The sequence below is a fragment of the Micromonospora sp. WMMD735 genome, assembly GCF_049178995.1.
Lineage (GTDB): Bacteria > Actinomycetota > Actinomycetes > Mycobacteriales > Micromonosporaceae > Micromonospora > Micromonospora wenchangensis.
In genome coordinates, this window is record NZ_JBMHMJ010000002.1 from 3,178,680 (window position 1) to 3,203,445 (window position 24,766).

A 24,766-nucleotide genomic window follows, 5' to 3' on the forward strand; every position below is an offset into this window, starting at 1 on the left:
ACGCCCGCCGTGGGGTCAGCCACGGAGCATCTCCGCCACCAGGAAGGCCAGCTCCAGCGACTGCTGGGTGTTCAGCCGGGGGTCGCAGGCGGTCTCGTACCGGCCGGGCAGGTCGAGGTCCTCGATGCCCTGGGCGCCGCCGAGGCACTCGGTGACGTCCTCGCCGGTCAGCTCGACGTGGATGCCGCCCGGGTGGGTGTCCAGCCCCCGGTGCACCTCGAAGTAGCCGAGCACCTCGTCGACGATCCGGTCGAAGTGCCGGGTCTTGTAGCCGTTGGAGGACTCGTGGGTGTTGCCGTGCATCGGGTCGCACTGCCACACCACCTTCGCCCCGGCGGCGGTGACCTTCGCCACGATCGGCGGCAGGGCGTCGCGGACCTTGTGGTTGCCCATCCGGCTGATCAGGGTCAGCCGGCCGGGGATGTTGTCCGGGTTGAGCTTCTCGCACAGCTCGATGGCCTCGTCGGGGCTGGTGGTCGGGCCGAGCTTCACGCCGATCGGGTTGGCGATGCGGGAGATGAAGTCGATGTGCGCGCCGTCGAGCTGCCGGGTCCGCTCGCCGACCCAGAGGAAGTGCCCGGACAGGCCGTACGCCCGGCGGTCGGAGACCCGGGTGAGCGCCCGGTCGTACTCCAGGGCGAGCGCCTCGTGGGAGCAGTAGAGGGTGACCGTACGCAGCGCCTCGTCCTCGGTCATCCCGCAGGCCCGGATGAACGCGATGGCCCGGTCGATCTCCCGGGCGATCGCCTCGTAGCGCTCCCCCGCCGGGGAGTTCTTGACGAAACCCTTGTTCCAGTCGTGCACCGCGTGCAGGTCGGCCAGGCCGCCCGCCAGGTAGGCGCGCAGCATGTTCATCGCGGCGGCCGAGTTCGCGTACGCCCGGATCATGCGCTGCGGATCGGCGACCCGGGCGGCCGGGTCGGCCTCCAGCGAGTTGATCATGTCGCCGCGGTAGGCGGGCAGCCCCCGGGCGTCGGTCGGCAGCGACCGGGGCTTGGTGTACTGGCCGGCGACCCGGGCCACCTTCACCACCGGCAGGGACGCGCCGTAGGTGAGCACGATCGCCATCTGGAGCAGCGTGCGGGCGTTGGCCAGCAGGTGACTCTCGGTGTTGTCGGCGAAGGTCTCGGCGCAGTCACCGCCCTGGAGCAGGAACGCCTTGCCCTCGCAGACCAGCGCCAGCTTGCGACGGAGCTGGTCGACCTCGTACGGGGCGACCACCGACGGCACGGTGTCGAGCACCTTGCACACCTCGGCGACCTGGGCCGGGTCGGACCACGGCGGGATCTGCTGACGGGGCAGGTCACGCCACCGGTCGAGGCCGAGCGCGGCGTCCTCGGCCGAGTCGACGGTGGGGCGGCTGGTCTGCAGCCCGGGGCTGCTCACGGCGGGGTAGCTCAGCTGATGCCACTCATGGCGCATGGGAGAAAGCGTACGGCGACGGTCCGGACGCCGCGCCCCCGAGGTGCGGGGTTCCGGAAGGTGGGAGTCAGGGGGTCGGCGAGGGCGCGGGGCTGTGCCCGCCGGGTTCCTCGCCCGCGATGCACCAGTCCGCGCCGTCGCGGGTGACGGTGAACAGCAGCGGCCGGGTGACCTTCTTCGACCCCACCGAAACGGTCACCGAGGTGCTGACCTCCTGCCCCCGGGCACCGGTACGGATGTCGGTGATGGTCGCCCCGGGCACCTGGAAATGGTCGGCGAAGTCACCGTTCGGCCCGGTCGCGGCGGCGTCGAAACCCTCCTGCATCGTCGCGCAGAGCTGGTTGCGGCCGGCGGCCGGGTCCTTGGCGGCCATCGCGTCGAGGTACGCCTGGACCCGCTCCCGGGCCTTGGCCGACGCCTCCTGGGCGGGCACCCGGCTGGGCCCGCCGTCGGCCTCGCCGTCGCCGTTCTGGCCGCAGCCGAGCAGGGCGAACGGCAGCAGGGCCAGCGGTACGACGCCGGCGGTGCGGAGCCTGCGACCCATGCGTCCTCCCCGGGTACGGATGTCGACCGGATGCCGAGCGGCGAGTCTGCCACACCGCACCCGTACGGTGGCAACCCGTCACGGCCGGTCGGCGTTTCGCCAGGTGGGGCCGCCGCCGACCGGGCCGGACAGCCGGGCGGGGAGGGACCGGTGGCCGGTCCCTCCCCGCGCGGGTGGTGCGTCAGGCGCTCGGCTCAGCCGAGGCCGCCCTTGATGGCGCCGATCAGCTCACCGTTGCCGGTGTCGCCGGAGAGTTCCCAGAAGAACGCGCCGCCGAGGCCCTGGTTCTTCGCGTAGGTCATCTTGCCGCCGATGGTGGCCGGGGTGTCGTAGCTCCACCAGTTGCTGCCGCACTTGGCGTACGCCGTGCCGGCGATCGTGCCGGTGGCCGGGCAGGTGTTCTTCAGCACCTTGTAGTCCTCGATGCCCGCCTCGTAGGTGCCGGGGGCCGCGCCGGTGGCGGTGCCGCCCGGGGCGGCCTGGGTCACCCCGGTCCAGCCACGGCCGTAGAAGCCGATGCCGAGCAACAGCTTGCTGGCCGGTACGCCCTTGGACTTGAGCTTCTGGATCGCCGCGTCGGAGTTGAAGCCCTGCTGCGGAATCCCGGTGTACGAGGTGAGCGGCGAGTGCGGGGCGGTGGGGCCCTGGGCGTTGAACGCGCCGAAGTAGTCGTACGTCATCGGCATCAGCCAGTTGAGGTTACCCACCGCACCGGCGTAGTCGGTGGCGTCGATCTTGCCGCCGTTGCTGCCGTCGGCCGTGATCGCGGCGGTGACCAGGGCCGACGAGCCGAACTTGGCCCGCAGCGCGGAGATCACGTTCTTGAACGCGTTCGGGCCGCTGCTGTCACAGCTCAGACCGCAGGCGTTGGGGTACTCCCAGTCGACGTCGATGCCGTCGAAGACGTCCGCCCAGCGCGGGTCCTCGACCAGGTTGTAGCAGCTCTCGGCGAACGCGGCCGGGTTCTGCGCGGCCTGGGTGAAGCCACCCGACCAGGTCCAGCCGCCGAAGGACCAGATCACCTTGAGGTGCGGGTACATCTTCTTGAGCTTGCGCAGCTGGTTGAAGCTGCCGCGCAGCGGCTGGTCCCAGGTGTCGGCGACGCCGTCGACGCTGTCGGCCGCGGTGTACGCCTTGTCGTAGTCGGCGTAGCTGTCCCCGATCGTGCACCGCCCGCCTGTGGTGTTGCCGAAGGCGTACAGGATGTGGGTGAGCTTGGCGGCCGAGCCGCTCGTGGCGATGTTCTTCACGTGGTAGTTGCGCCCGTAGACGCCCCACTCGGCGAAGTAGCCGACGACCTTCTTGTCCCCGCTGGGCGGCGGGGTGGTGGGCGGCGGGGTCGTCGGGGGCGGCGTCGTCGGCGGGGCCGTGGTGGGCGGCGGGGTCGTCGGCGGCTTCGTCGTGGTGGGCGGGGTGCCCCCGCCGCACGACACGCCGTTGACCGTGCAGTTCAGCGGTGCCTTGTACGGTCCGGTGCCGTTGTAGCCCCAGCTGAAGCTGGCCCCCGGGGCGAGCGGCCCGGCCCAGCTCTTCTTCACCGCCACGTAGTGGTTGCCGCTGCTGGTGACGTCGGCATCCCAGAAGCTGCTGATGGTGGTGCCGGACGGCAGGTCGAACTCGATACGCCAGGTGCTGACGCTGGCGCTGGAACCGTTGGCGACGGTGACCCGCCCCTCGTGCCCGGTCCCCCAGTCCTGGGCCGAGGCGAATGTCGCGGTGACGCTTCCGGCGCCGAACGCCGAGGTCACCGGTACCGCCGCCACGGTCAGCGCCATGACGGCACCGGCCCAGAGGGCGCGGCGGAGCGATCTCTTCATGAGGCGCCTCCTCAAACAGTTAGGAAACTTTCCAAATCGATGGGGAGACGCTACTCACACCGTCATCACTTCGTCAAGATGCGCATCCATCGATTCATCAGCGGCACCGGGCAGCGGGCCGGGCAAGGAAGCGGGCGGTGGCCCGGGCGCTAACCTCGCCACATGACCGTCTTCGACATCGAGATCGACGCCCTGGCCGGTGGCCCGGCCGACCTGGCCGGCTACCGGGGCCGGGCGCTGCTGGTGGTGAACGTGGCCTCCCGCTGCGGCCTCACCCCGCAGTACGCCGGCCTCCAGGCGCTGGCCACCGAGTACGCCGGCCGGGGCCTGGTGGTGCTCGGCGTGCCGTGCAACCAGTTCGCCGGGCAGGAACCCGGCACGGCCGCCGAGATCGGCGAGTTCTGCCAGGTCAACTACGGCGTCACCTTTCCACTGACCGAGAAGGTCGACGTCAACGGTCCGGCCCGCCACCCCCTCTACACGGCGCTGGTCGACACCCCCGACGCCGAGGGGCACACCGGCGACGTCAGGTGGAACTTCGAGAAGTTCCTGGTCGCCCCGGACGGTTCGGTCGCCGCCCGGTTCGCGCCGACGGTGACGCCGGACTCGGCCGAGCTGCGCGCCGCCGTCGAGAAGGTTCTCCCCGCCTGACGGCGCGCCCCACCCACCGAGCCCCACCCGCCGAGCCCCGCCCCCACCCGCCGAGCCCCGCCCACGACACGGACCGGCCGCGCCGCCACGAAGACCCCTTCACGCCCTTTCGAGCTGACGACGCCAACGAGTCACCCCTCGAACAGGGACGGGTCACTCCCCTGCAGACCCGGCGAGTCACGCCATCCCCTCGCCTGCGAAGGTGGCCGGACCGACGGCGAAACCCGGCCCCCGCCCGGCAGTACCGTCCGCCCCGGCCCCGGTGACGACACGCCACGTGATCCCCCACCGATCACGACACCCCACCCGGCCCGCACGGGCCGTCAGGGACCGGGGACCGGGCTGCGAGTCGTCAACGTCATCAGCTCGAAAGCGCCCGCAACGACATCGGTGGGTGGGTCGGCGTCAGGCACTCGACCGGCGACCCACCCCCGCTCGAAGGCCGGCACCCCTGCGTCCGGGAAGCAGACCGGAACAGGGACCCCTGCGGACCCGACCCGGCCGGACCGGATGCCGCAGAGCCCACCCGACAGCCGTGACCGCGCCGCCCCGGACGGGGCGACGCGGTCACGGTGGAGCCGGCGGGACGCGGTTCAGGTCAGCCGGCGGCGGACCGGAAGACCGGGTAGTAGCCGCCGGACTGGCCGGCCGCCGTCGGGTGGTACGAGACGCCGAGGTTGGCGAAGTTCAACGCGTGCAGCCACTTCTCGCCGTAGCTGCACAGCTGGTGACCGACGAAGATGGACCGTACGTCGGCGAACGTGAAGCCGGCCGAGGTCGCGGCGGTGCGGGTGATGTCGTCGATCAGGTTGATGCCTTCGTTGATCTTCGCGCGGGAGTTCGCGCTGAGCCCGACGCAGACCGTGCCGAGCTGGTAGAAGACCGGGTAGCCGACGACCACGACCCGGGCCGACGGCGCACGCGATTTGATCCCGTTGTAGACGGTGGCGAGTTTGGCGGGCAGTTCCGCGCGGGCCTTGTTCTCGGCGGCCTGCACGGCCGCCACGCACTGGGTCTCCCCCTGGAGCACGCAGGTCGACATGATCGTGGTGAACCCGACGTCGTTGCCGCCGATGGTGACGCTGACCAGGGTGGTGGTCGAGGTCAGCGCGGAGAGCTGGTTGTTGACCACGTCGGTGGTGGTCGCGCCGGAGCAGGCCACCGACTTGTACGAGGCCGGCTTGATGTTGGTGTTGTACAGCGCGGGGTACGCGTTGGTGCTGCGCTGGCAGGATCCGCTCTCGGAGGTGTAGCTGCCGGCGCCGACACCGGAGGCGTACGAGTCGCCGAGGGCCACGTACCGGTCGGTGGGGGCGGCCTGGACGGGCACCGCCGCGCCGAGGGTCACGCCGATGGACGCCGCGAGACTCACGGCGAGGGTCACGAGTCGGGATCTCCGCACGTCGCACTCCTGGGGGTGAGGAAGTGGTGGTGGGAGATAGATATCACTCAATCACGTGTTTACGGAAGATTATCGATGGGCAACAGGGGTGACTAGGGGTTCACCGACGCGTCACGGCCCCGACGCGCGGCCGACCGCCGCGGCCCGCACGGACTGCCGACATCCACCGCATGACCCGTCGATCAGGTCGGGAATACGCGTCCGATCAGGACGGTTGGTCACCGGCATGACAACTGTGGGACTCATCGGCAGCGGCAACATCGGCAGCACCCTGGCCCGGCTGGCGGTCACCGCCGGCCACGACGTGGTGCTCAGCAACTCGCGCGGTCCGGAGACGCTCAAGGACCTGGTCGACGAGCTGGGCATACGGGCCCGGGCGGCCACCCCGGACGAGGCGGCGGCAGCAGGCGACCTGGTGGTGGTCACCATCCCGCTGCGGGCCTACCGGGACGTGCCGGCCGCGCCGCTCGCCGGCAAGACCGTCATCGACACCAACAACTACTACCCGGAGCGCGACGGCAGCTTCCCCGAGCTGGACGACGAGTCGACCACCACCAGCGAGCTGCTCCAACGGCACCTACCGGAGTCGCGGGTGGTCAAGGCCTTCAACAACATCTACTTCAAGCACCTGCTCGCCCTGGCCCGCCCGGCGGGGGCCGCCGACCGCACCTCACTGCCGGTCGCCGGGGACGACGAGGCGGCCAAGGCCGAGGTCACCGCGTTCATCGACTCCGTCGGGTACGACGCGGTCGACGTGGGGCCGCTGGCCGAGGGCTGGCGGTTCCAGCGGGACACCGCCGCGTACGGCGTCTTCTACACGGCCGACCCGGCGGCGGGCTTCGAGCAGCCGGGCCTGCCGACCGACGCGCAGCGGCTGCGGGACGCCCTGGCCGCCGCCCGCCGCTACGCCGACGCCTGACCGACGCCCCACCGCGCCGGGCGGGACGGCAGCCGCGAGGCCCGTCCCGCCCGGCGCGGCCGGCGGTCGGCCCGCAGCGGTCAGCGGGCGGCCCGCCACTCGTCGGCCAGCACCGCCCACACCTCCAGGTCGACCCGGCCCGCCGGCCCCGGGGCGACCTGACGCAGCGTGCCCTCGTGCCGCATGCCGAGCCGCCGGGCCACCGCGATACTGCGGACGTTGCCGACGCTGGTCCGCCACTCGACCCGGTGGATGCCGCGTTCCCGGATCGCCCAGTCCACGATCCGGGTCGCCGCCCGGGTGACCAGTCCCCGGCCCTCGGCGGCCGGCTCCAGCCAGCAGCCGGCCTCGGCCACCCCGGTCGCGGTGCTGAACGACACGAACAGCACCCCGCCGACCAGGGTGCCGTCGAGCCAGATCCCCCAGATGCCCCCGGCGTCGTCGGCCCACTTGTCGGCGGAACGACGCAGCACCCGGCGGGCCGACTCCAGGTCGGTGGCCACGAAGGACGCCCCCACCCACGGGGCGATGTGTTCCCGGGCCCGGTCCAGGTGGGCCAGGAACTCCTCGGCCTGCCACGGTGGGAGCGGACGCAGCTCGGCGTCCCCGGTCAACGGCAGCGCGAACATCGTTCAGTTCCTCCGGTGTGCGACGGGCAGGCTCAGCCGCAGCGTCGGCCCGACGGTGGGCACGAACCCCAGCGACCGGTAGAGCGCCTCCCCCTGGGGCGAGGCCCGCAGGTCGATCTTGCCGACCCCGCGCTGCCGGTACCAGTCGAGTAGCGCCTCCAGGCAGGCCCGGGAGTAGCCGCGCCGACGGTGCACCGGCTCGGTGACCACGTTGAACACGTACCCGGTCAGGCCGTCGGGGTTGCCGGGGCCGCCGAGGCGCTGCTCGATGGTCCCGGTCGCGCAGGCCGCCAGGACGCCGGGGCGGTCGGGGTCGTCGACGACGAAGACCGCCATCAGGTCGGCCGGCTCGGCCAGTCGCCGGTGCAGCACCTCCCGGGCCGCCTGCTGCCAGGGCCCCGGCGCGGGGGCCATCTGGTCGATGTCGGCCAGCATCACCCCACGCAGGCGGACGATCTCACCGGCGTCGGCGACCACGGCCCGTCGAACGTTGATCACGAACGGACGGTACCGGATGGCGGGCACCGGTCTCCCGACCGCACCACGGCGATCGGGAACGACGGGGACACGACGATCGACCAACTTGCGGCCGGGTCCCGTCCACGGGACGCTGGGGGTCGGCACCGACACCACCTCCGGAGGCGAGATGCCCCAGCTCCGTACCGCGCCGCGCCGGCTGCTCGCCGCCGCCGGCACCCTCCTACTCGGCACCGCACTGGCCACCGTCGGCGGCACGCCGGCCGGGGCGGCGGCCGGCGACGTCGGCTACGTCCGGCTCGCCCACCTCTCCCCCGACACCCCGGCCGTGGACGTCTACCTCTCCGCCCCGGGCGCGGCGACGCCGCAGGTCTTCCCCGCCGTCGGCTACGGCGTCGTCTCCCGGTACCTGCCGCTGGCCGTCGGCCGGTACGCGGTGGCGATGCGACAGGCCGGCGCCCCGGCCAGCGAACCACCGGTGCTCACCACCGAGGTGGCCCTGCGCGCGGGCGAGGCGTACACGGTGGCCGGGGTGGGCCGGTACGCCGACCTCGGCCTGCGGGTGCTCGCCGACGACCTCAGCGCCCCGGCGGCCGGCCGGGCGAAGGTGCGGGTCGTCCAGGCGTCCGTGCGCGCCCCGGTGGTCGACGTGGCCGCCGACGACGGGCCGACCATCGCCGACGCCGTCCGGTTCGCCACCACCACCGACTACCGGCAGGTCGAGCCGGGACGCTGGCGGCTGCGCCTCGGTGGCGGCGGCGGGCCGGGCACCGACGCCGAGGTGACCCTCACCGGGGGACGGGTCTACTCGCTGCTGGTGCTCGACGGCAAGCGGGGCGGGTTGACAGTCGAGCTGCGCGAGGACGCCCGGGGTGGCGGGACCGCACCGGTAGGCGGCGTGCCGGCGGGGGCCGGCGGGCTGGCCACGGGTGGGCTCGGGGCGTACCCGATGATGGCCGGCGGGGTGCTCGCGGGGGCCGTGCTGGTGGGCACGACGGTGCTGGTGCGGCGTCGGCGGCGACCGGTCTGGTGACCCGGCCCGGCTTCGCGATCCGCCGGCACCGCGCCCGGCCCGCGCCGGCCACCGTCCTGGTCGCGGCCGGCGCGGCGTGCTGCCTCGCCGCCGGTGCCGGCGTCGTGGTCGCCGCCGCCACCGGCCCCGGCGGCCCGGACGGAGCACCCCGGCCGGTCGCGGTGGCCGGGGCCTGGCAGCCCGGCTGCGGGACCGGTTGCGCCACCGGGGCCGGCACCCCCCGCGCCACCCCGGCATCCCCCACCCGGGTACGCGTCGCGCGGATCGGCGTCGACTCCCCGCTCACCGCCCTCGGGCTGGACCGGGCCGGCGCCCTGGTCCCCCCGGCGGACTTCACCCGGGCCGGCTGGTACGGCGGCGGCCCGGCCCCGGGCGAGCCGGGGCCGGCGGTGATCGCCGGTCACCTGGACTCGCGGCGCGGCCCCGCCGTCTTCGCCCGCCTCGGCGAGTTGCGTCCCGGCGACCGGATCGAGGTGTGGCGGGGCGACCGCCGGGTGACGTTCCGGGTCACCGGCACGCTGCGTACGCCCAAGGACGCCTTCCCCACCGCCACCGTGTACGGCCCGACGCCCGGCCCGGAGCTACGGCTGATCACCTGCGGAGGCGACTTCGACAGGCGCGTCGGCCACTACCGGGACAACGTGGTGGTCTTCGCCGTCGCCGACCCGCCGGTCGACCCCCTCCCCCGCTCCGCAGCCGACTGACCCGCCCACCGGCACGGCCCCGCACGTCCCGCCCGCTAGGCTCCGGCAGTGCGACTGACCAGCGTGGACGACGTCCTGGCCGCCGAACGCCGGCTCGCCGGGCGGATCGTCCGGACCCCGCTCCTGCCCTGCCCGCAACTCGGCGACGAGTTCGCGCTCGACGTCGCGGTGAAGGCGGAGAACCTCCAGCACACCGGCAGCTTCAAGGTCCGGGGCGCGCTGAACGCGCTGCTCACGCTGGCCGAACGGCAGGCGATGCCCACCGGGCTGACCGCCTTCTCGGCCGGCAACCACGCCATGGCGGTGGCCTTCGCCGGACGTACGTTCGGCCTGCCCACCGTCGTCTGCATGCCCCCGCACGCGGTACCCACCAAGATCGAAGCGGTCCGCCGGTGGGGTGGGGAGGTCGTACTCACCGACGACCTGCTCGCCACATGCGAGGAGATCACCGCCGAACGCGGCTACCACCTGCTGCCGCCGTTCGACGACCCGGACGTCATCGCCGGCCAGGCCACCCTGGGCCGGGAACTGCTGGCTGACGGTCCACCGCCGGGCCTGGTGCTGGTCCCGGTCGGTGGCGGCGGACTGATCAGCGGGGTGGCCGCCGCCGTACGCGATGCCGTGCCGACCGCCCGGATCGTCGGCGTCGAGCCGGCCACCGCCAACGCCGTCGGCCACGCGCTACGCACCGGCGGCGACGCCCCGGCGACCCGGCCGGTCTCGATGGCCGACGGGCTGGCTGCCCCGTTCGCCGGCCGGCTCACCCTGGCCCACGTCCGGGAACTGGTCGACGACCTGGTGGAGGTCACCGAGGCGGACATCCGGGCCGCCTGGTGGGACCTGATGGCCGCCACCAGGCTGCTGCTCGAACCGGCGGCGGCGGTCACCCTCGCCGCGCTGCGCACCGGCCGGGTCACCGCCGCCCCCGGCACCCGGACGATCCTGGTCCTCAGCGGCGGCAACGTCTCCCCCACCATGCTGACCACCCTGCCCTGACCCCGCCTCCGCCAACCCCACCCCGCCCTCGCCCTGGCCCTAGCCCGCCCCGCCCCTGACCCGCCCTCACCCTCGCCCCTGGCCCGCCCCTGACCCGCCCTCACCCTCGCCCCTGGCTCGCCCCTGACCCGCCCTCGCCCCTCGCCCCTGGCCCGCCCAGCCCCGACCCGGCCCGCCCCGACCCGGCCTGACACGCCCAGCCCCGGCCAGCCCTGGTCTCGTCCCGAGCATCGCGCGCGCGATCTTGGAGTTGTGGTGCCAAATTCGCGAGGATATCGAACCTTTTGCACCCCACCACAACTCCATGATCGACGCTGGTGGGAGGGCCGGGGGCGGGAGGGGTGGGGGCGGGAGGGGTGGGGTCAGCGGATGGGGCGGCGGCCGGCGAAGCCGCACTCGACGCGGTGGTACCAGCGCACGTCGGGGTCACCCTCCAGCCAGCACCAGAGCACCGCCCGGCCCTCGTGTTCGCCGGGGAAGTCGAGTAGCACCGGGGCGATCCCCTTGACCTGGATGTCGTGCGAGTTCAGGTCCTCCAGCACGCCGTGCAGCCGGGCCTCCAGGGCCTTGACCTCGGCCCGGCCGCCCAGCGCCGACATCCCCGGGCCCGCCAGGTCGGCCCGCAGCTCGGCCAGGTCGGCCCGGATGCCGATCAGCTCGTCGATGCGGGGGTGCAGGGTGGCGACCAGGTACCGCGCCTGGGCGAGAGTGAACACGGGGCCAGTATGGGGCACCCGCGTGATCCGTACCGACCCGTCCGCCGGCTTCAGCCGGCCCGGAGGCGTCCGAACCGACCCGTCGGCGTCCCAACGAACCCGTCGGCGCCGGCCAGACCGACGCGTCGGGACGGACCGGGGCATCGGGCCAGGCCGGGATGTCGGGCGAAGCCAGGGCGTCCAGCCAGACCGCGGCGTGTCGGGACGGGACGGTGGATGAAGGATCATCACCGACAGTCCACATAGGTCGCGGGACGGCCCGGCCGGCGGGTGCCGATGACGCTGCTGATGGATCATGATCTTCAGGCGCGCGGTCCGTCGCCTCCCCCTCCCGCCGTACCCGCCGGTGCGGCGCACGACCGAACCAGGAGTCCCATCGTGATCAACAAGTACGCCGGCACTTGTGGCACCTGCCGGGGCCGGGTGGAGGCCGGGGCCGGACAGGCGCTCCGGCTCGGCACCGGCTGGACCGCATACCACGACGACTGCGCGCCGGTGGAGACGGCACCGCCGCCGGGCACCCACCGTGGGTGGCACCACCTGCCGGTGGTGGGCTTCGACATCGAGACCACCGGCAGGGAGCCGTTGGACGCCCGCATCGTCTCCGCCGCGCTGGTCTACTCCGACGGCACGACCAGGCGGTGGCTGGTCAACCCGGGAGTGCCGATCCCGCCCCGTACCACCGAGATCCACGGGATCACCGACGAGATGGTGCGCAGTGCCGGGACGCCGGCCGGGACGGCGCTGGCCGAGCTGGGCACGGCCGTCGGGAAGGCGATCGCCGACGGTACGCCGCTCGTCGCCTTCTGCGCCCACTTCGACGTCACGACGTTGCACGCCGAGCTGGCCCGGCACGCCCTGCCGTCGCTGGACTGGGACCGCGCCGTCATCATCGACCCCTCGATCCTGCACCAGGAGGTCGAACCCCACTGGTACGGCAGCCAGAAGCTCGGTGACCTGTGCAGGTACTACGAAGTGCCCCTCGGTTCCGCCCACGACGCCACGAACGACGCCCGCGCCGCCGTCGGGATGGCGGTGTCGATCGCGGCCCGGCACGAGCGCGTCGCCCGGATGCTCCCCGACGACCTCCACCGGGCGCAGATCACCTGGTACGCCGCACAGAAGCGGAAACTCCAGGAGTACTTCGACAGGCGGGGCATCGCCGAGACGGTCGGCCTGGAGTGGCCGCTGGAGACCAGGCGACGCCGACAGGACGACACCCGCCACCCTGATCAGGGCTGATCTTCCCCGGTCGACCGTCCGCCGTCGGTGTACTCGCCGAAGATCTCTGCGAGGATCCTCCGTGAGTTCGCTGCGGCCTCGCCGTCGTCCGGCGCGTGGGCGTAGCTGACAAGCGTCTTCCAGAGCGCCCAGCCACGCCCACGCGCCCAGGTCGCGTCGTCGACCGGCAGCCGCTCCCGCAACGCCCGCCGGCCGTCGGCGGTCAGCAGTGTCCAGGCGACAGCCAGGTCGCAGGAGGTATCACCGACGCCGCAGGTGCCGAAGTCGATGACCCCGGCGAGGTGTCCCCCGTCGAGCAGGAGGTTCCCCTGCGCCAGATCCCCGTGGAACCAGCGCTCGGTACCGTCCCAGCGCGCGTCCAGGGCGCATTCCCAGATCTCGGCGGCCCGGACGGCGTCGATACGGCCGTCGAGAGCCCTGATCGCTCGGCGGGCCTGCCGGTGGTAGGTGCGCAGCGGGCCACCCCGGTACCAGTTGTGTCGACCGGGTCGGGGGCCACCGGTGGGGAAGCCACCGGTGTTCCTTGTCGACCGCCTCGGCGTACTCGGCGGCGCTCGGCAGGCGTACCGACATGCCGGAGCCGAGGTGGAAGGTCCAGTTGTCCCAGCCGCCCTTGGCGACCGGCTCGACCGGCAGTTCGGCCCAGCGCGGGAACTGGGTGGCGACGAGGCGGCGTACCTGTTCCACGTCGACGACGACGCGTTCGGGCGGCGGGCCGAGATCCGCGGTGCCGTACGCCCCGGCCCCTGACACGGCGGGCCGGTCAGTCGGCCTGGGCGGCGAGTTCGCGGGCGCGGTCGCGGGCGGCTTCCAGCGCCGCCAGCAGCGCCGCGCGTACCCCGTGCTTCTCCAGCTCGCGGACGGCGGAGATGGTGGTGCCGGCCGGGGAGGTGACGGCCTCGCGGAGCTTGACCGGGTGTTCGCCGGAGTCGCGCAGCATCACGGCCGAGCCGATCGCGGTCTGCACGATCAGCTCGTGCGCCACCTGCCGGGGCAGGCCGAGCAGGATGCCGGCGTCGATCATGGCCTCGACCAGCAGGTAGAAGTAGGCCGGGCCGGAGCCGGAGAGCGCGGTGACCGCGTCCTGCTGCGACTCGGGCACCCGCAGGGTCGCCCCGAGCGGGGCGAACATCTCCTCGGCCAGGGCCAGGTGTTCGCCGGTGGCGTGCGCGCCGGCCGAGATGGCGCTCATCGCCTTGTCGACCAGGGCCGGGGTGTTGGTCATCACCCGCACCACCGGGGTGCCCTCGGGCAGCCGGCGGCTGAAGAAGCTGGTGGGCAGCCCGGCGCAGAGCGAGACGACCAGCTTGTCGGCCGGCACCTTGGGGCCGATCTCGTCCAGCAGGACGCCCGCGTCCTGCGGCTTCACCGCGATCGCCAGCACCGCCGCCTCGTCGACGGCGGTCAGGTTGTCGACCACCCGTACGCCGTACCGGGTGGCGAGTTCCTCGGCCCGGACGGGTCGGCGGGCGGTCGCCAGCAGCCGCTGTGCCGGCCAGCCGGACCGCAACAGCCCGGAGAGCATCAGCTCGCCGATCTTTCCCGCCCCGATCACCGCGACGGTGTGCTTCGCCGACCCCATGTCACCCTTCCGTCCCGTTCGTCCGGTCCCGTGCCCCTTCCCCTCCGGCAGGGCGGAGGGGAAGGGGTGGGCTGCGGTCAGCTGCCGAAGAAGACCTCGGCCTCGTCGTAGCGCTCGATCGGAACGGTCTTCAGCTCGCGGGTGGCCTCGGCCAGCGGCACCCGGACGATGTCCGTGCTCTGCATCGCGACCATCTTGCCCCAGTCGCCCTCGTGGGCGGCGTCGATGGCCTGCAGGCCGAGCCGGGTGGCGAGCACCCGGTCGAACGCGGTCGGGGTGCCACCGCGCTGGATGTGCCCGAGCACGACGGTGCGGGCCTCCTTGCCGGTCTTGGCCTCCAACTGCTCGGCCAGCCACTGGCCGATGCCGCCGAGCCGGACGTGCCCGAAGGCGTCCAGCTCCTGGTTGTGCAGGACCATCTGGCCGTCCAGCGGCTGGGCGCCCTCGGCGACCACGACGATCGGGGCGTACTGGTGCTGGAAGCGCTTCTCGACGTAGCCGGCGACCTGGTCGACGTCGAACTTGCGCTCGGGCAGCAGGATCACGTTGGCGCCGCCGGCGAGGCCGGCGTGCAGGGCGATCCAGCCGGCGTGCCGGCCCATCACCTCGACGACGAGGGTGCGGTGGTGGCTCTCCGCGGTGGTGTGCAGCCGGTCGATCGCCTCCATGGCGATGTTGACGGCGGTGTCGAAGCCGAAGGTGTAGTCGGTGGCGCCCAGGTCGTTGTCGATCGTCTTCGGCACGCCGACCACGTTGACGCCCAGCTCGTGCAGCTTGGTGGCGACGCCCAGGGTGTCCTCGCCGCCGATCGCGATCAGCGCGTCCACGCCCTGCGCGGCGAGGTTCTCCTTGATCCGCTCCACGCCGTTCTCGATCTTGAACGGGTTGGTGCGGGACGAGCCGAGGATGGTGCCGCCGCGCGGCAGGATGCCCCGCACCTCGGGAATGCCGAGCGGCTTGGACAGGCCCTCCAGCGGGCCCTTCCACCCGTCCCGGAAGCCCACGAACTCGTGACCGTAAGTAGCTACGCCCTTACGGACCACCGCCCGAATGACCGCGTTCAGACCTGGGCAGTCGCCGCCGCCGGTGAGCACGCCGATACGCATGATCTGCTCATCCTCCTGGAACGTCAGGTGAAGCCCGGATAAGCCCCAGGATATGTGTCCGCTCAGACCATCGGCGTCGTTGCCGGCCCGGGGCGGGCCGTCAGTGCGCACTGTAGTCGGCTCAGGTGCACGCCGACACCGCGCCCCGGCCGGTCCCGCCCACCCGGGCGGCTACCGGTCAGTAGCTGACCTCGTGGTTCTCCCCCAGCTTCGGCGGCGTCCCCGTCACCGCCGCCTTGGCGAACCCGAGCAGGTTGACCACCGTGCCACCCGGGGAGTCCCAGTACTCCGCCGAACTGGCGTGCACCTTGAGCAGGGTCAACCCCGGGGTGTCCAGCCCGTCCGGGAACCACGCCTTGAGCACCGGGTTCCACAGCTGCTCGGCCCGCGCCCGGTCGTACGCCTCCTGGGCGGTGCCGGAGATCGACACCCAGGCGTGGTGACGCTGGTCGGAGAAGGCGACGTTGACCTCGGGGTTGACCCGGACCTGGCGCATCTTGGCCGAGTCGGCGTAGGCGAAGAACCACAGGTCCCCGTCGAACTCGGCCGCCTGCAGCGCCATCGGCCGGCTGAGCATCCGGCCGTCGACCCCGATGGTGGTCAGCATGCAGATCCGGGCGTCCCGGATCAGCTCGGTCACCCGCCGCCGGGCGTCGGTGATGGTGGTCGCGTCGTCGGCCATGGCGCACTCCCTCGGATCGGCTCGCCCGGATCCGGTGCCCCCGACGGGGCCGGTCAAACCTGCCGATCGTCACGGGCTGTCGTCACCGCCGGCCGCACCCCGCCGACACCGCGCCGCCGACCCCGGTACCAGCCCGGACGGGCCGCCGAGGCCGGGATCAGCCCGCAAGCGCAGCCGACGCCGGGACCAGCCCGGACGGGCCGCCGACACCGGGACCAGCCCGCAAGCGCAGCCGAGGCCGGGATCAGCCTGGGCGGGCCGTCATCGCCTGCCAGCGGGCCAGGTTGTGCCGGGCGTCAACCAGCGCGTCGTGCCGGTCGGCCGCCGCCTCGGGCAGCCGGGGCCGGCCGAGGTCGTCCCAGAGCTGCCGCAGCTCCTTGGTGAACCGGGGGATCTCCCGGGGCAGCGCCGGCATCGCCCCCCAGAGCTGGGCCAGCACCACGTGGTCGTACGCGGCGTACCAGGCCCACAGCTCCAGCTGCTCGCCCGGTCGGTCCCGGATCGGCTCCAGCAGGAACTCGTGCAGATCGTCGCGGATGCGGGCCCGGGAACGCCAGGCCCGATCGGCCGGCGAGGGGAGCTTGTCCAGCACGTTGCGGCGGACCCAGGGCACGGCGCGGGAGTCGTCGAACTCGGTGGAGACCGCGTAGAACTCGCGGCCGTACTCGTCGACGACGCCGATCGACACGAGGTCGACCAGCCGGCCGTCCTCGATGAATTCACAGTCGTAGAAATAGCGGTAGACCATCGCCGTCCATCCTCACCCACCGTCGGTGACCGTCGACGGGCGGGGCGGGCACCGGCGCCGTCGGCCGCACCCGGCCCCGCCGCCGGCGACCCGGTGGTCCGTCGCAGCTCGCGCAGGGTCACGGAAAGGTTTACAGGGGTGTACAGCAAGCGACTGGGCCGTCATGATCTGATGTGTACCGCTACCGGACGCCGAAGCGGTGTCAGTTCACCTCTTGCGGGGCCGTCAGGGTTCACCCGGTGAGCGAAAATTGTGGTCCGTGACCGGGGAGGGGTGGGGCCGTGGAAATGCGCCTGCCGGAGCCGGGTGACGCCCTCACGGGGGTGGAGATGTTCGCCGGGCTGGAGCCGGAGGTGCGCCAGCGGGTGATCGCCGCGGCCGTGCCGCGCACCTATCGCAAAGGTCAGTTGCTTTTCGTCGAGAACGATCCCGGCGAGTCGCTGATCGTGCTCCGCCGGGGGGCGGTGGCGGTGTTCCGCACCGCGCCGACCGGGGAACGCGCGGTGCTGTCGGTCATCCGACCACCGGACGTGCTGGGCGAGGTGTCCCTGCTGGACGCCTCCACCCGTTCCGCCTCGGCCGAGGCGATCGAGGACTGCGCGGCGCTCGCCCTGTCCCGCCCGGCCTTCATGGAGCTGGTGCACTCCAACCCGCGCATCCTCGACGCGGTGATGCGCTCGCTCGGTGGCCTGATCCGGCGGCTCACCGAGCAGAACGCCGACCACGTCTTCCTCGACCTGCCCGGTCGGGTGGCCAAGACGCTGGTCCGGCTGGCCGGTGAGAGCCAGGCCCCGATGATCACCATCGAGCTGAACCAGAGCCAGCTCGCCGAGATGGCAGGTGGCTCCCGGCAGAGCGTCAACCAGGCGATCGGTTCCTTCGCCAACCGCGGCTGGCTGCGTACCGAAGGCCGTCGGATCGTGGTCACCGACGTGGCGGCGCTGCGTCGACGCGCCGGCATGAGCGACCGCTGACCAGGAGATCTCCCGGGCGGTGACGCCCCGGCGGGTGAGCGGGAACGCCACAGCGGCGCGGCCGGCGGATCTCGGTCCGCCGGCCGCGCCGGTCGTTCACTTGCCGTTGTCGTCGGCCGGCGGGGCGCCCGGCCCCGGTCCGATCTGGTCCGGCGGTGTACCCGGCCCCGGCCCGATCTTCTGTGGCTTCGACGTCGTGGTCGTGGTAGTGCCGGCGTCCGAAGTCGTCTTGCTGTCGGGATTCTCGACCATGCCCTGCTCCTCCATTCTGGCGAGAGTGACCGCGTCGACGTCGACCGTCTCCCCGGGGGACCGGACGGTACCGTCCGGGTCGGTCCAGTAGGCGGACAATCGCACCTGCACGGCACTCTCCTGACAGTGAGTTTTCCTCGTGAGGAACACTAGTGGCGGCCGACCAGCCGCAGGGTCCGCCCGCACGTCGGGTACCCGACTGGCCCGCCGCGGCGCGATAATGGGATCTCCTCACGTACGGAGTTCGTCATCGACCTCAAGTGTGGACACTGCTCACGGGCGGCGGGACCGGACGACCGCTTCTGCGGCGGCTGCGGACAGGCGCTGACGCTCAACTGTGCCTCCTGCGGGCACGGCAACAGTCCCGAGGCCAACTTCTGCACCAGCTGCGGGCAGCCGCTGCGCGACCACGCGGTCAGCGTGCAGGAGGACCGCCGCCAGGTCAGCGTGCTGTTCATCGACATCGTCGACTTCACCACGTACGCCGAACGGGCCGACCCGGAGCAGGCGCGCAGCCTCCAGCAGGCGTACTTCGCCACCGTCCGCAAGCTGGTCCACCAGTACGGCGGGGTGGTGGAGAAGTACATCGGCGACGCGGTGATGGCGCTGTTCGGTGCCCCGGTCGCCACCGACAACGACGCGCTGCGCTGCGTACGGGCCGGCTTGGAGCTGCAACGGAACCTGGCCCGGCAGGCCGCCGGCCCGCACCCGCCGCTGGGTTTCCGGGTCGGCGTGGCCACCGGTGAGGCGCTCGTCGACCTCTCCGCCACCCGTGACGGCGGTCAGGCGTTCGTCACCGGCGACGTGGTGAACACCGCCTCCCGGTTGCAGGCGCTGGCCCCCACCGGCGGGGTGGTCGTCGACGAGAGCACCTGGTCGGCCACCCGACACGAGTTGGACTACGTCGACCGGCCGCCGGTCACCCTGCGGGGACGTTCCACGGTGAGCCGGATCTGGCTCGCCGTGCGGGCCCGGCCCCGGACCGACCCGCAGGCCGCCGAGCTGACCCCGATGGTCGACCGGGAACACGAACGCGGCCTGCTGGTCAGCGCCCTGCACCGAACGGTCACCGAACGCACCTCCCAGCTGGTGACCGTCTTCGGCCCGGCCGGGGTGGGCAAGAGCCGGCTGCTGCGCGAGCTGTCCCGGCACGCCGCCAACCTGCCCGGTCACCGGGTCACCTGGCTGGTCGGGCAGTGCCCGCCGTTCGGCGAGAACGTCACCTACGCCGCGCTGGCGGACATCGTCAAGGGGTGGCTGGGCGTGCCGGACACCGACGACCCGGAACCGCTGCGCGACCGGCTCCGCGAGCGGCTGCGTCAGCTCGACGACCCGCACGCGATGCGGTTGGCCGGCGCACTCGGGCCACTGCTGGGGATGACCGGGGAACGACTCAACCCGGGTGAGACCGAGGCGGCCTGGCGACGGTTCCTGCTCACCCTCGCCGGGCGGGGCCCGACGGTGCTGGTCTTCGAGGACATGCACTGGGCCGACCAGGCGATGCTCACCTTCGTCGAGCAGCTCGGGGCGGCGGCCCGGGGCGTACCGCTGCTGGTGGTGGCGACCGCGCGGCCCGAGCTGCGGGAGCGGCAGCCGGCCTGGACGGGCACGATCAGCGGCGCGATGTCCATCTCGGTGCCGCCGATGCACGACACCGACATCGACACCCTCTACTCCCTGCTGCTCGGCCAGGCCACCCTGCCGGCGGCGTCGCGGGCACCGCTGATCGAGTTCGCCGACGGCAACCCCCTCTACGCCCAGGAGTACGCCCGGATGCTGATGGACGGCGGGCTGCTGGAGCCGAGCGCCGCCTTCGACCCGGCCGGCACCACCGACATGCCGCGTACCGTCCAGGCGGTCATCGCCAACCGGCTCGACCTGCTCGACCCGGCGGACCGGGCGGTGCTCCAGGCCGCCGCCGTGGTCGGGGTCCAGTTCTGGCCGGCGCCCGTGGCCGCCGCCCTCGGCCGGACGGTCGAGTGGGTGGAGCGGGCGCTGGACCGGTTGCAGCGCCGGGACATGGTCTTCGAGCTGCCCACCTCCACCATGGCCGGTCAGCCGGAGTACCGCTTCCGGCACATCCTGGTCCGCGACGTGTGCTACCAGCGGTTGCCCCGGGCCGAGCGGGTGCTGCGCCACCAGCGCACCGCCGACTGGCTGGCCCAGCTCACCCAGGCCGGCCAGCAGGACCTGGCCGAGGTGCTGGCCAACCACCGTTGGACCGCCCACGAGATCGCCCGGACGGTCGGGCTCGACCCCATGCCGTACGCGGTGGCGGCCCGCACCGCGCTGCACCGGGCCGCCCGGCGGGCGTACGAGCTGCACGCGCTGGAGAACGCGGCCACGCTGGTGGGCAGGGCGTTGCAGGTCGGCGGGGCGCCCGACCCGGGGCTGGAGCTGTTCGCCGCCCAGCTGGCCCTGTTCCGGGACGGGGACGCGTTCCTGGTCGACGGGGGGACCGAGGCGTTGACCGGGCTCACCGAACGGCTGGCCGCCGTCGGGGACCGGTCCGGCGCGGCCCGCGCCTGGACGCTGCTCGCCACCGCCGCCTGGAGCCGGGCCGACCGGTCCGAGACGCTGCGCTGCCTGCACCGGGCCAACGCGATCTACGCCGAGCTGCCGGAGTCCGAGGAGAAGGCGGAGGCGCTGCTGGAACTGGCCCGGGTCCGGATGCTCAACGCCGAGACCGAGCCGGCCTGCGTGGCGGCCTCCGCGGCGGCCGAGCTGGCCGAGCGGCTGCGGCTGCCCGAGGTGCGGGCCAACGCCCGGATCACCCTGGCGGTGGCCCGCTACATGGCCGGCGAGGAGCAGGCGTACGCGGAGCTGGCCGAGGTGGCCGAGCAGTGCCGGGTGGACCGGCTGGTCAGCCGACGCCGGGCGGTGCACAACCTCGCCTGGGCGGCGCAGGAGGAGGGTGACCTGGCCCGGTCGGCCCGGCTGGTCGACGAGGGGCGTGCGCTGGACCCGGGTGGGGGGCACAGCCTGGCGACCAGCTTCGCCGACCAGTGGGCGCGGGCGTACTACGCCGGTGACTGGGTGGCGGCGCTGGAGCTGGGCACCGAGTCCACCAGGCTGCCGACCGCCGAGTGGGACCTGCACATCGTGGCGGTCTCCGGCTGGATGCGGGTCCTGCGCGCCGACTCCGCACCGATGCCGGGCGCGACGGCCCCGGGCGCGACGCCGGTGGGGGCGGCCGGCATCCGGGCGGCCGGCACGGGCGACGCGGGGTCGGGGTCGGGAGAGGCCGGCGGGGATCATGATCTGGTCACCCAGGCGGTGGTCGCCGCGCGGCGCAGTGGTTTCCACCGGGTGCTGCAGTCGACGCTGGCGCACGCGGCGCTCTGCCGGGCGGTCCGGGGCCGCCGGGAGGAGGCGATGCGGCTGCTGGTGGAGCTGGACGAGGACTGGAGCCGGACCCGGGTGATCCCGTTCGCCGAGTGGGTGCCGGCGGTGGGGCACGTCGCCGCGGTGCTCGGCCCGGACGCCGCCCGGCTGGTGCACGACATCTTCGCCCGGTCACCCCGGACGACCCCCTGGGTGGAGGCGGCCGGGCAGGCCGTCGACGCCACCCTGGCCCTCGGCGACGGGGACGCCCGGCGGGCCGCCCGGCTGTTCGCGGCGGCGGCGGAGCGCTACGCCCGGATGCCCGACGCCACCGACCACATGCTCACCACGGCGCTGTCGGTGCCGGCCCTGACCGTGACCGACCCCGCGCAGGCGGCGGCCACCCTCGACCGGGTCCGCGACTTCGCCGACCGCAACGGGATGCCCGGTCTGCTCCGCCTGGCCACCCGGGTGACGCCCGCGAACTGACGGGGGTCGAGATCGACCCCGGGCGAGGCCGATCGGAGCTGACGGGGATCGATGATCGACTCACCTGGGTCGACGATGCGGTGTCCGGGAGATCTGACAGCGCTGTTCGGGCTCACCGGAGTCGATCACCCCGGATGACGCCCCCGGGCAGGGTCCGGGGAGGTATTCCGCTTTCGCGCGGAATGTGACTTCTTGCAGGTGAGGGGCGAGGGCGCGGCGGGCGGCGGCACTACCAGCCGGTACGGCACCGGGTTCCCGTCCCGCCCACCGTCGGCGACCCCGGGCCGGGGTCGTCCGGGCAGGTCGCGAGGGTGCCGGGTAGGTCACCCGGAGGGCTGCTGTCGGGCCCGCCCGCCGACGGCGGAGCCGACGAACCACGAGCGGCACGCCACAACGCACTCCCGGAACCGGGTGCCGACGTGTCACGATTCAGAGCACGGCGTACGGGGCGCCGACACGACCGCACCGGCAGGTGCGCGGAGGAGGATGTCCGGTGTCAGCGGGTGGCGCCCGCCGGGGACGGCGGGACAACGGGCTCGACGCGAGCGAGTACGCCGTCGCGGGCGACGTCGACCCGCGCGTCGGTGAGCACCTGCTCGACGTGCTCGCCGCAGGCGGGATCGCCGCCTACCTCCAGCCCTCCGCCGACCTGAACCCGATCACCCGGACCACCACCGTGCCGTCCCGGCCGGTCGACCGGCTCTACGTGGACCGTTCGCACCTGACCACCGCCCGGGACTACCTGACCCAACTCGCCGACGAGGCGACGCCGGAGCCGGCCCGCGCCGAGCCGGACGTCGACGCCGAGTGGGAACGTCTCGTCGCCGCCTTCCACACCGCGCCCGCCGCCGGCAGCCATCCCTGGCCCGCCTCCGAGGACATCGACGACGACGGGGCCGATCCGGCCGCCCGCGCGGGTGGCCCGCCGACCAGGGCGGACGAGCCGACGGGTCCGACCGCCACCGACGTACGCCGGTTGCCGTACGCGGCCGACATCTCCGGCATCTCGGTGACCCCCCGGGGCCGGCAGCAGGACGAGCCGTCGTTGCTGGACGGCCTGGACACCTTCGGGGCCGACCTGCCGGACGACCCGGAGGAGGGCTACACCCCGCCGCCGCCTCCGCCGCTGCCCCGGATCTCGAAGTACGCGGTGGTCGGGGTGCTGGGGATCGTGCTCGGTTTCGTGCTCTTCCTCAACCCGTCGTTACTGCCCGTGGACGCCTCGGTGGTCACCCTGCTCGGCTTCACCGGCATCCTCGCCGGGTTCGTCACGCTGATCTGGCGGCTGCGTCCCGGCGACGAGGAGGATCACGACCCCGACGACGGCGCGGTCGTCTGACCCTGCGGCACCTCGTCGGGCCCCCGGTCACCGCCCGCATCCCGGGACACCGCAGCCCTGACGCCGGGCGTAACAGTGGTGTAACTTACGGTCAGTAGGAATACCGCTGTAGGTCACTTCCCCCACCGACTGCCCGGTTGTTCCTTGCTCGCGTGGTCGGTCCCCTGCCGATCGGAATGCCCGAGATGCGACAGAGTTCACTGGTGGTGGTGGCCAACCGGCTCCCCATCGACGACAGCGTGGCGCCCGACGGCGCCTGTGAGTGGCGGCGCAGCCCCGGCGGGCTGGTCAGCGCCCTGCACCCCCTGCTCCGGCAGACCCCGGCCACCTGGGTCGGCTGGGCCGGCGGCACCGGGCCCGCGCCCGTGCTGCCCGACGTGGACGGTGTGCACATGCGGACCGTCCCGCTCAGCGCCGACGACCTGCGCGACCACTACGAGGGCTTCGCCAACGCGACGCTCTGGCCGCTCTACCACGACGCGGTGGAGCAGCCCGAGTACCACCGCCGCTGGTGGGAGGCGTACCAGCGGGTCAACCAGCGGTTCGCCGAGGCGACCGCCGAGGTGGCCGACCCGGGCGCGGTGGTCTGGGTGCAGGACTACCACCTGCAACTGGTCCCCGCCCTGCTCCGCGAGCTGCGGCCCGACCTGCGGATCGGCTTCTTCCTGCACGTGCCGTTCCCGCCGCCGGAGCTGTTCATGCAGCTCCCCCGCCGGGCCGAACTGCTGCGCGGGATGCTCGGCGCCGACCTGATCGGGTTCCAGCGGGCCCAGGCGGCACACAACTTCGCCCAACTCGCCACCAAGGTCCTCGACCTGCCGGCCACCGACCGGCGGATCGGCGTGCAGGACCGGGTGGTGCGGATCGGGGCGTACCCCGTCTCGATCGACACCGCCGAGATGGCGGCGCTGGCCGCCCGGCCGGACGTCACCGCGCGGGCCCGCCGCCTCCGGCACGACCTGGGCGACCCGGAGCGGGTCATCCTCAGCCTGGACCGGATGGACTACACCAAGGGCATCGAGCAGCGGCTGAAGGCCTACAGCGAGCTGCTCGCCAGCGGTGACGTCAAGGTCCGGGACACGGTGCTGGTGCAGGTCGCCATGCCGAGCCGGGAACGCGTCGGCCAGTACCAGATCCTGCGGGACCGGATCGAACGCGAGGTGGGCCGGATCAACGGCGAGTTCGGCCGGGTCGGCGAGCCGGCCATCCACTACCTCACCCAGCCCTTCGACCGGGCCGAACTCGCGGCGCTCTACCGGGTCGCCGACGTCATGGCGGTCACCCCGCTGCGCGACGGGATGAACCTGGTCGCCAAGGAGTACGTGGCCGCCCGGGTCGACGACACCGGCGCGTTGCTGCTCAGCGAGTTCGCCGGGGCGGCGGCCGAGCTGGACCGGGCGTACCTGGTGAATCCGCACGACCTGGAGGGGCTCAAGCAGGGGCTGTTGTCGGCGCTGCGGGCCGGGCCCACCGACCTCGGCGACCGGATGCGGGCGATGCGCCACCACCTGCACCGGCACGACATCCGGGCCTGGGCGCGCTCCTACCTCAGCGCGCTGGACGACACCGGCTCGCTGCTCACCCGGCTCAGCAGCAGCGGCTGACCACACCCCGACCCCGCCGGACGGCGGGACCGACGGCCCGGGCTGCGGCGGTCGGCGGCACGGCCGGCCGGGCTGCGGGACCGACAGCTGGGCCACGGCGGACGGCGGCCACCG

The 24,766-nt window shown here is 73.2% G+C and carries 24 protein-coding genes; 11 read left to right on the top strand and 13 right to left on the bottom strand.

Annotated elements, in window-relative coordinates; genetic code table 11:
• Positions 1-15: 15 nt before the first annotated feature.
• The 3 genes from ACN268_RS13315 to ACN268_RS13325 form a co-directional block, all read right to left on the bottom strand.
• A complete protein-coding gene (locus tag ACN268_RS13315) occupies positions 16-1,422 on the bottom strand; it encodes a class II 3-deoxy-7-phosphoheptulonate synthase (protein WP_421483476.1) in 1,407 nt (468 codons plus the stop codon).
• Positions 1,423-1,489: 67 nt separating this feature from the next.
• Positions 1,490-1,966, bottom strand: coding sequence for a hypothetical protein (locus ACN268_RS13320; protein WP_204927796.1), 477 nt, complete (start codon positions 1,964-1,966; stop codon positions 1,490-1,492).
• A 194-nt stretch (positions 1,967-2,160) separates the two neighbouring features.
• Positions 2,161-3,783 carry a glycosyl hydrolase family 18 protein gene (locus ACN268_RS13325; protein WP_421483477.1) on the bottom strand — a complete coding sequence of 541 codons (1,623 nt, stop codon included), beginning with the start codon at positions 3,781-3,783 and terminating at the stop codon, positions 2,161-2,163.
• Between the two features lie 162 nt (positions 3,784-3,945).
• Between ACN268_RS13325 and ACN268_RS13330 the strand changes: the two genes are divergently transcribed.
• Complete coding sequence (locus tag ACN268_RS13330; RefSeq protein WP_421483478.1) at positions 3,946-4,434, top strand: glutathione peroxidase; 489 nt, start codon at positions 3,946-3,948, stop codon at positions 4,432-4,434.
• Between the two features lie 598 nt (positions 4,435-5,032).
• On the opposite strand, the gene ACN268_RS13335 is transcribed toward ACN268_RS13330, so the two are convergent.
• Positions 5,033-5,836, bottom strand: a complete 804-nt coding sequence (locus tag ACN268_RS13335) for an SGNH/GDSL hydrolase family protein (protein WP_421483479.1) — start codon at positions 5,834-5,836, stop codon at positions 5,033-5,035.
• A gap of 226 nt (positions 5,837-6,062) precedes the next feature.
• On the opposite strand from ACN268_RS13335, the gene ACN268_RS13340 reads away from it, so the two are divergent.
• Positions 6,063-6,755, top strand: a complete 693-nt coding sequence (locus ACN268_RS13340; protein WP_363658355.1) for an NADPH-dependent F420 reductase — start codon at positions 6,063-6,065, stop codon at positions 6,753-6,755.
• An 80-nt stretch (positions 6,756-6,835) separates the two neighbouring features.
• Here ACN268_RS13340 and ACN268_RS13345 read toward each other — a convergent pair whose 3' ends face one another.
• Together ACN268_RS13345 and ACN268_RS13350 are read right to left on the bottom strand one after the other, a co-directional pair.
• Positions 6,836-7,384: a GNAT family N-acetyltransferase gene (locus tag ACN268_RS13345; RefSeq protein ID WP_421483480.1), complete on the bottom strand. Its 549-nt coding sequence runs from the start codon at positions 7,382-7,384 to the stop codon at positions 6,836-6,838.
• A gap of 3 nt (positions 7,385-7,387) precedes the next feature.
• Complete coding sequence (locus tag ACN268_RS13350) at positions 7,388-7,882, bottom strand: GNAT family N-acetyltransferase (protein WP_421483481.1); 495 nt, start codon at positions 7,880-7,882, stop codon at positions 7,388-7,390.
• A 148-nt stretch (positions 7,883-8,030) separates the two neighbouring features.
• On the opposite strand from ACN268_RS13350, the gene ACN268_RS13355 reads away from it, so the two are divergent.
• Genes ACN268_RS13355 through ACN268_RS13365 form a run of 3 tightly spaced genes read left to right on the top strand, consistent with a single transcriptional unit; the run spans position 8,031 to position 10,594 of the window.
• Complete coding sequence (locus tag ACN268_RS13355) at positions 8,031-8,894, top strand: DUF4397 domain-containing protein (RefSeq protein ID WP_421483482.1); 864 nt, start codon at positions 8,031-8,033, stop codon at positions 8,892-8,894.
• A complete protein-coding gene (locus ACN268_RS13360; RefSeq protein ID WP_421483483.1) occupies positions 8,891-9,598 on the top strand; it encodes a class F sortase in 708 nt (235 codons plus the stop codon). The genes ACN268_RS13355 and ACN268_RS13360 overlap by 4 nt, the downstream gene beginning before the upstream one ends.
• 48 nt (positions 9,599-9,646) lie before the next feature.
• Positions 9,647-10,594 carry a threonine ammonia-lyase gene (locus tag ACN268_RS13365; protein WP_421483484.1) on the top strand — a complete coding sequence of 316 codons (948 nt, stop codon included), beginning with the start codon at positions 9,647-9,649 and terminating at the stop codon, positions 10,592-10,594.
• Positions 10,595-10,956: 362 nt separating this feature from the next.
• Here the strand turns inward: ACN268_RS13365 and ACN268_RS13370 are convergent, their stop codons facing one another.
• Entirely contained in the window at positions 10,957-11,310 is a 354-nt protein-coding gene (locus ACN268_RS13370) for a DUF2203 domain-containing protein (RefSeq protein WP_208568686.1), read from the bottom strand.
• Positions 11,311-11,688: 378 nt separating this feature from the next.
• Here ACN268_RS13370 and ACN268_RS13375 point away from each other — a divergent pair, with 378 nt between their 5' ends.
• The gene (locus ACN268_RS13375; RefSeq protein ID WP_421483486.1) at positions 11,689-12,552 is read left to right on the top strand and encodes an exonuclease domain-containing protein; all 864 of its coding nucleotides are present in this window, start codon (positions 11,689-11,691) and stop codon (positions 12,550-12,552) included.
• Here the strand turns inward: ACN268_RS13375 and ACN268_RS13380 are convergent.
• On the bottom strand, positions 12,543-13,007 hold the full coding sequence (locus ACN268_RS13380) for a phosphotransferase (RefSeq protein WP_421486883.1): 465 nt from the start codon (positions 13,005-13,007) through the stop codon (positions 12,543-12,545). The genes ACN268_RS13375 and ACN268_RS13380 overlap by 10 nt on opposite strands.
• Positions 13,008-13,137: 130 nt before the next feature.
• Here ACN268_RS13380 and ACN268_RS13385 point away from each other — a divergent pair, with 130 nt between their 5' ends.
• A complete protein-coding gene (locus tag ACN268_RS13385) occupies positions 13,138-13,302 on the top strand; it encodes a hypothetical protein (RefSeq protein ID WP_421483487.1) in 165 nt (54 codons plus the stop codon).
• A 13-nt stretch (positions 13,303-13,315) separates the two neighbouring features.
• Here ACN268_RS13385 and proC read toward each other — a convergent pair whose 3' ends face one another.
• The 4 genes from proC to ACN268_RS13405 form a co-directional block, all read right to left on the bottom strand.
• Positions 13,316-14,134: a pyrroline-5-carboxylate reductase gene (gene proC, locus ACN268_RS13390; protein WP_421483488.1), complete on the bottom strand. Its 819-nt coding sequence runs from the start codon at positions 14,132-14,134 to the stop codon at positions 13,316-13,318.
• 77 nt (positions 14,135-14,211) lie between these two features.
• Positions 14,212-15,240, bottom strand: coding sequence for a 6-phosphofructokinase (locus ACN268_RS13395; protein WP_088644698.1), 1,029 nt, complete (start codon positions 15,238-15,240; stop codon positions 14,212-14,214).
• A 178-nt stretch (positions 15,241-15,418) separates the two neighbouring features.
• On the bottom strand, positions 15,419-15,922 hold the full coding sequence (locus tag ACN268_RS13400) for a pyridoxamine 5'-phosphate oxidase family protein (RefSeq protein WP_421483489.1): 504 nt from the start codon (positions 15,920-15,922) through the stop codon (positions 15,419-15,421).
• 244 nt (positions 15,923-16,166) lie between these two features.
• Positions 16,167-16,670 (bottom strand): polyadenylate-specific 3'-exoribonuclease AS, encoded by a 504-nt coding sequence (locus tag ACN268_RS13405; protein ID WP_088644696.1) that lies wholly within the window; start codon positions 16,668-16,670, stop codon positions 16,167-16,169.
• Between the two features lie 281 nt (positions 16,671-16,951).
• Between ACN268_RS13405 and ACN268_RS13410 the strand changes: the two genes are divergently transcribed.
• Positions 16,952-17,644, top strand: coding sequence for a Crp/Fnr family transcriptional regulator (locus ACN268_RS13410; protein WP_421483491.1), 693 nt, complete (start codon positions 16,952-16,954; stop codon positions 17,642-17,644).
• 96 nt (positions 17,645-17,740) lie between these two features.
• Here the strand turns inward: ACN268_RS13410 and ACN268_RS13415 are convergent, their stop codons facing one another.
• Entirely contained in the window at positions 17,741-17,911 is a 171-nt protein-coding gene (locus tag ACN268_RS13415; protein WP_421483492.1) for a hypothetical protein, read from the bottom strand.
• A 234-nt stretch (positions 17,912-18,145) separates the two neighbouring features.
• On the opposite strand from ACN268_RS13415, the gene ACN268_RS13420 reads away from it, so the two are divergent.
• From ACN268_RS13420 to ACN268_RS13430, 3 genes are all read left to right on the top strand, one after another.
• Positions 18,146-21,709 carry an adenylate/guanylate cyclase domain-containing protein gene (locus ACN268_RS13420; protein WP_421486884.1) on the top strand — a complete coding sequence of 1,188 codons (3,564 nt, stop codon included), beginning with the start codon at positions 18,146-18,148 and terminating at the stop codon, positions 21,707-21,709.
• A 493-nt stretch (positions 21,710-22,202) separates the two neighbouring features.
• Entirely contained in the window at positions 22,203-23,048 is an 846-nt protein-coding gene (locus ACN268_RS13425) for a DUF308 domain-containing protein (protein WP_421483493.1), read from the top strand.
• A gap of 185 nt (positions 23,049-23,233) precedes the next feature.
• On the top strand, positions 23,234-24,652 hold the full coding sequence (locus ACN268_RS13430; RefSeq protein ID WP_421483494.1) for an alpha,alpha-trehalose-phosphate synthase (UDP-forming): 1,419 nt from the start codon (positions 23,234-23,236) through the stop codon (positions 24,650-24,652).
• Positions 24,653-24,766 lie beyond the last annotated feature (114 nt).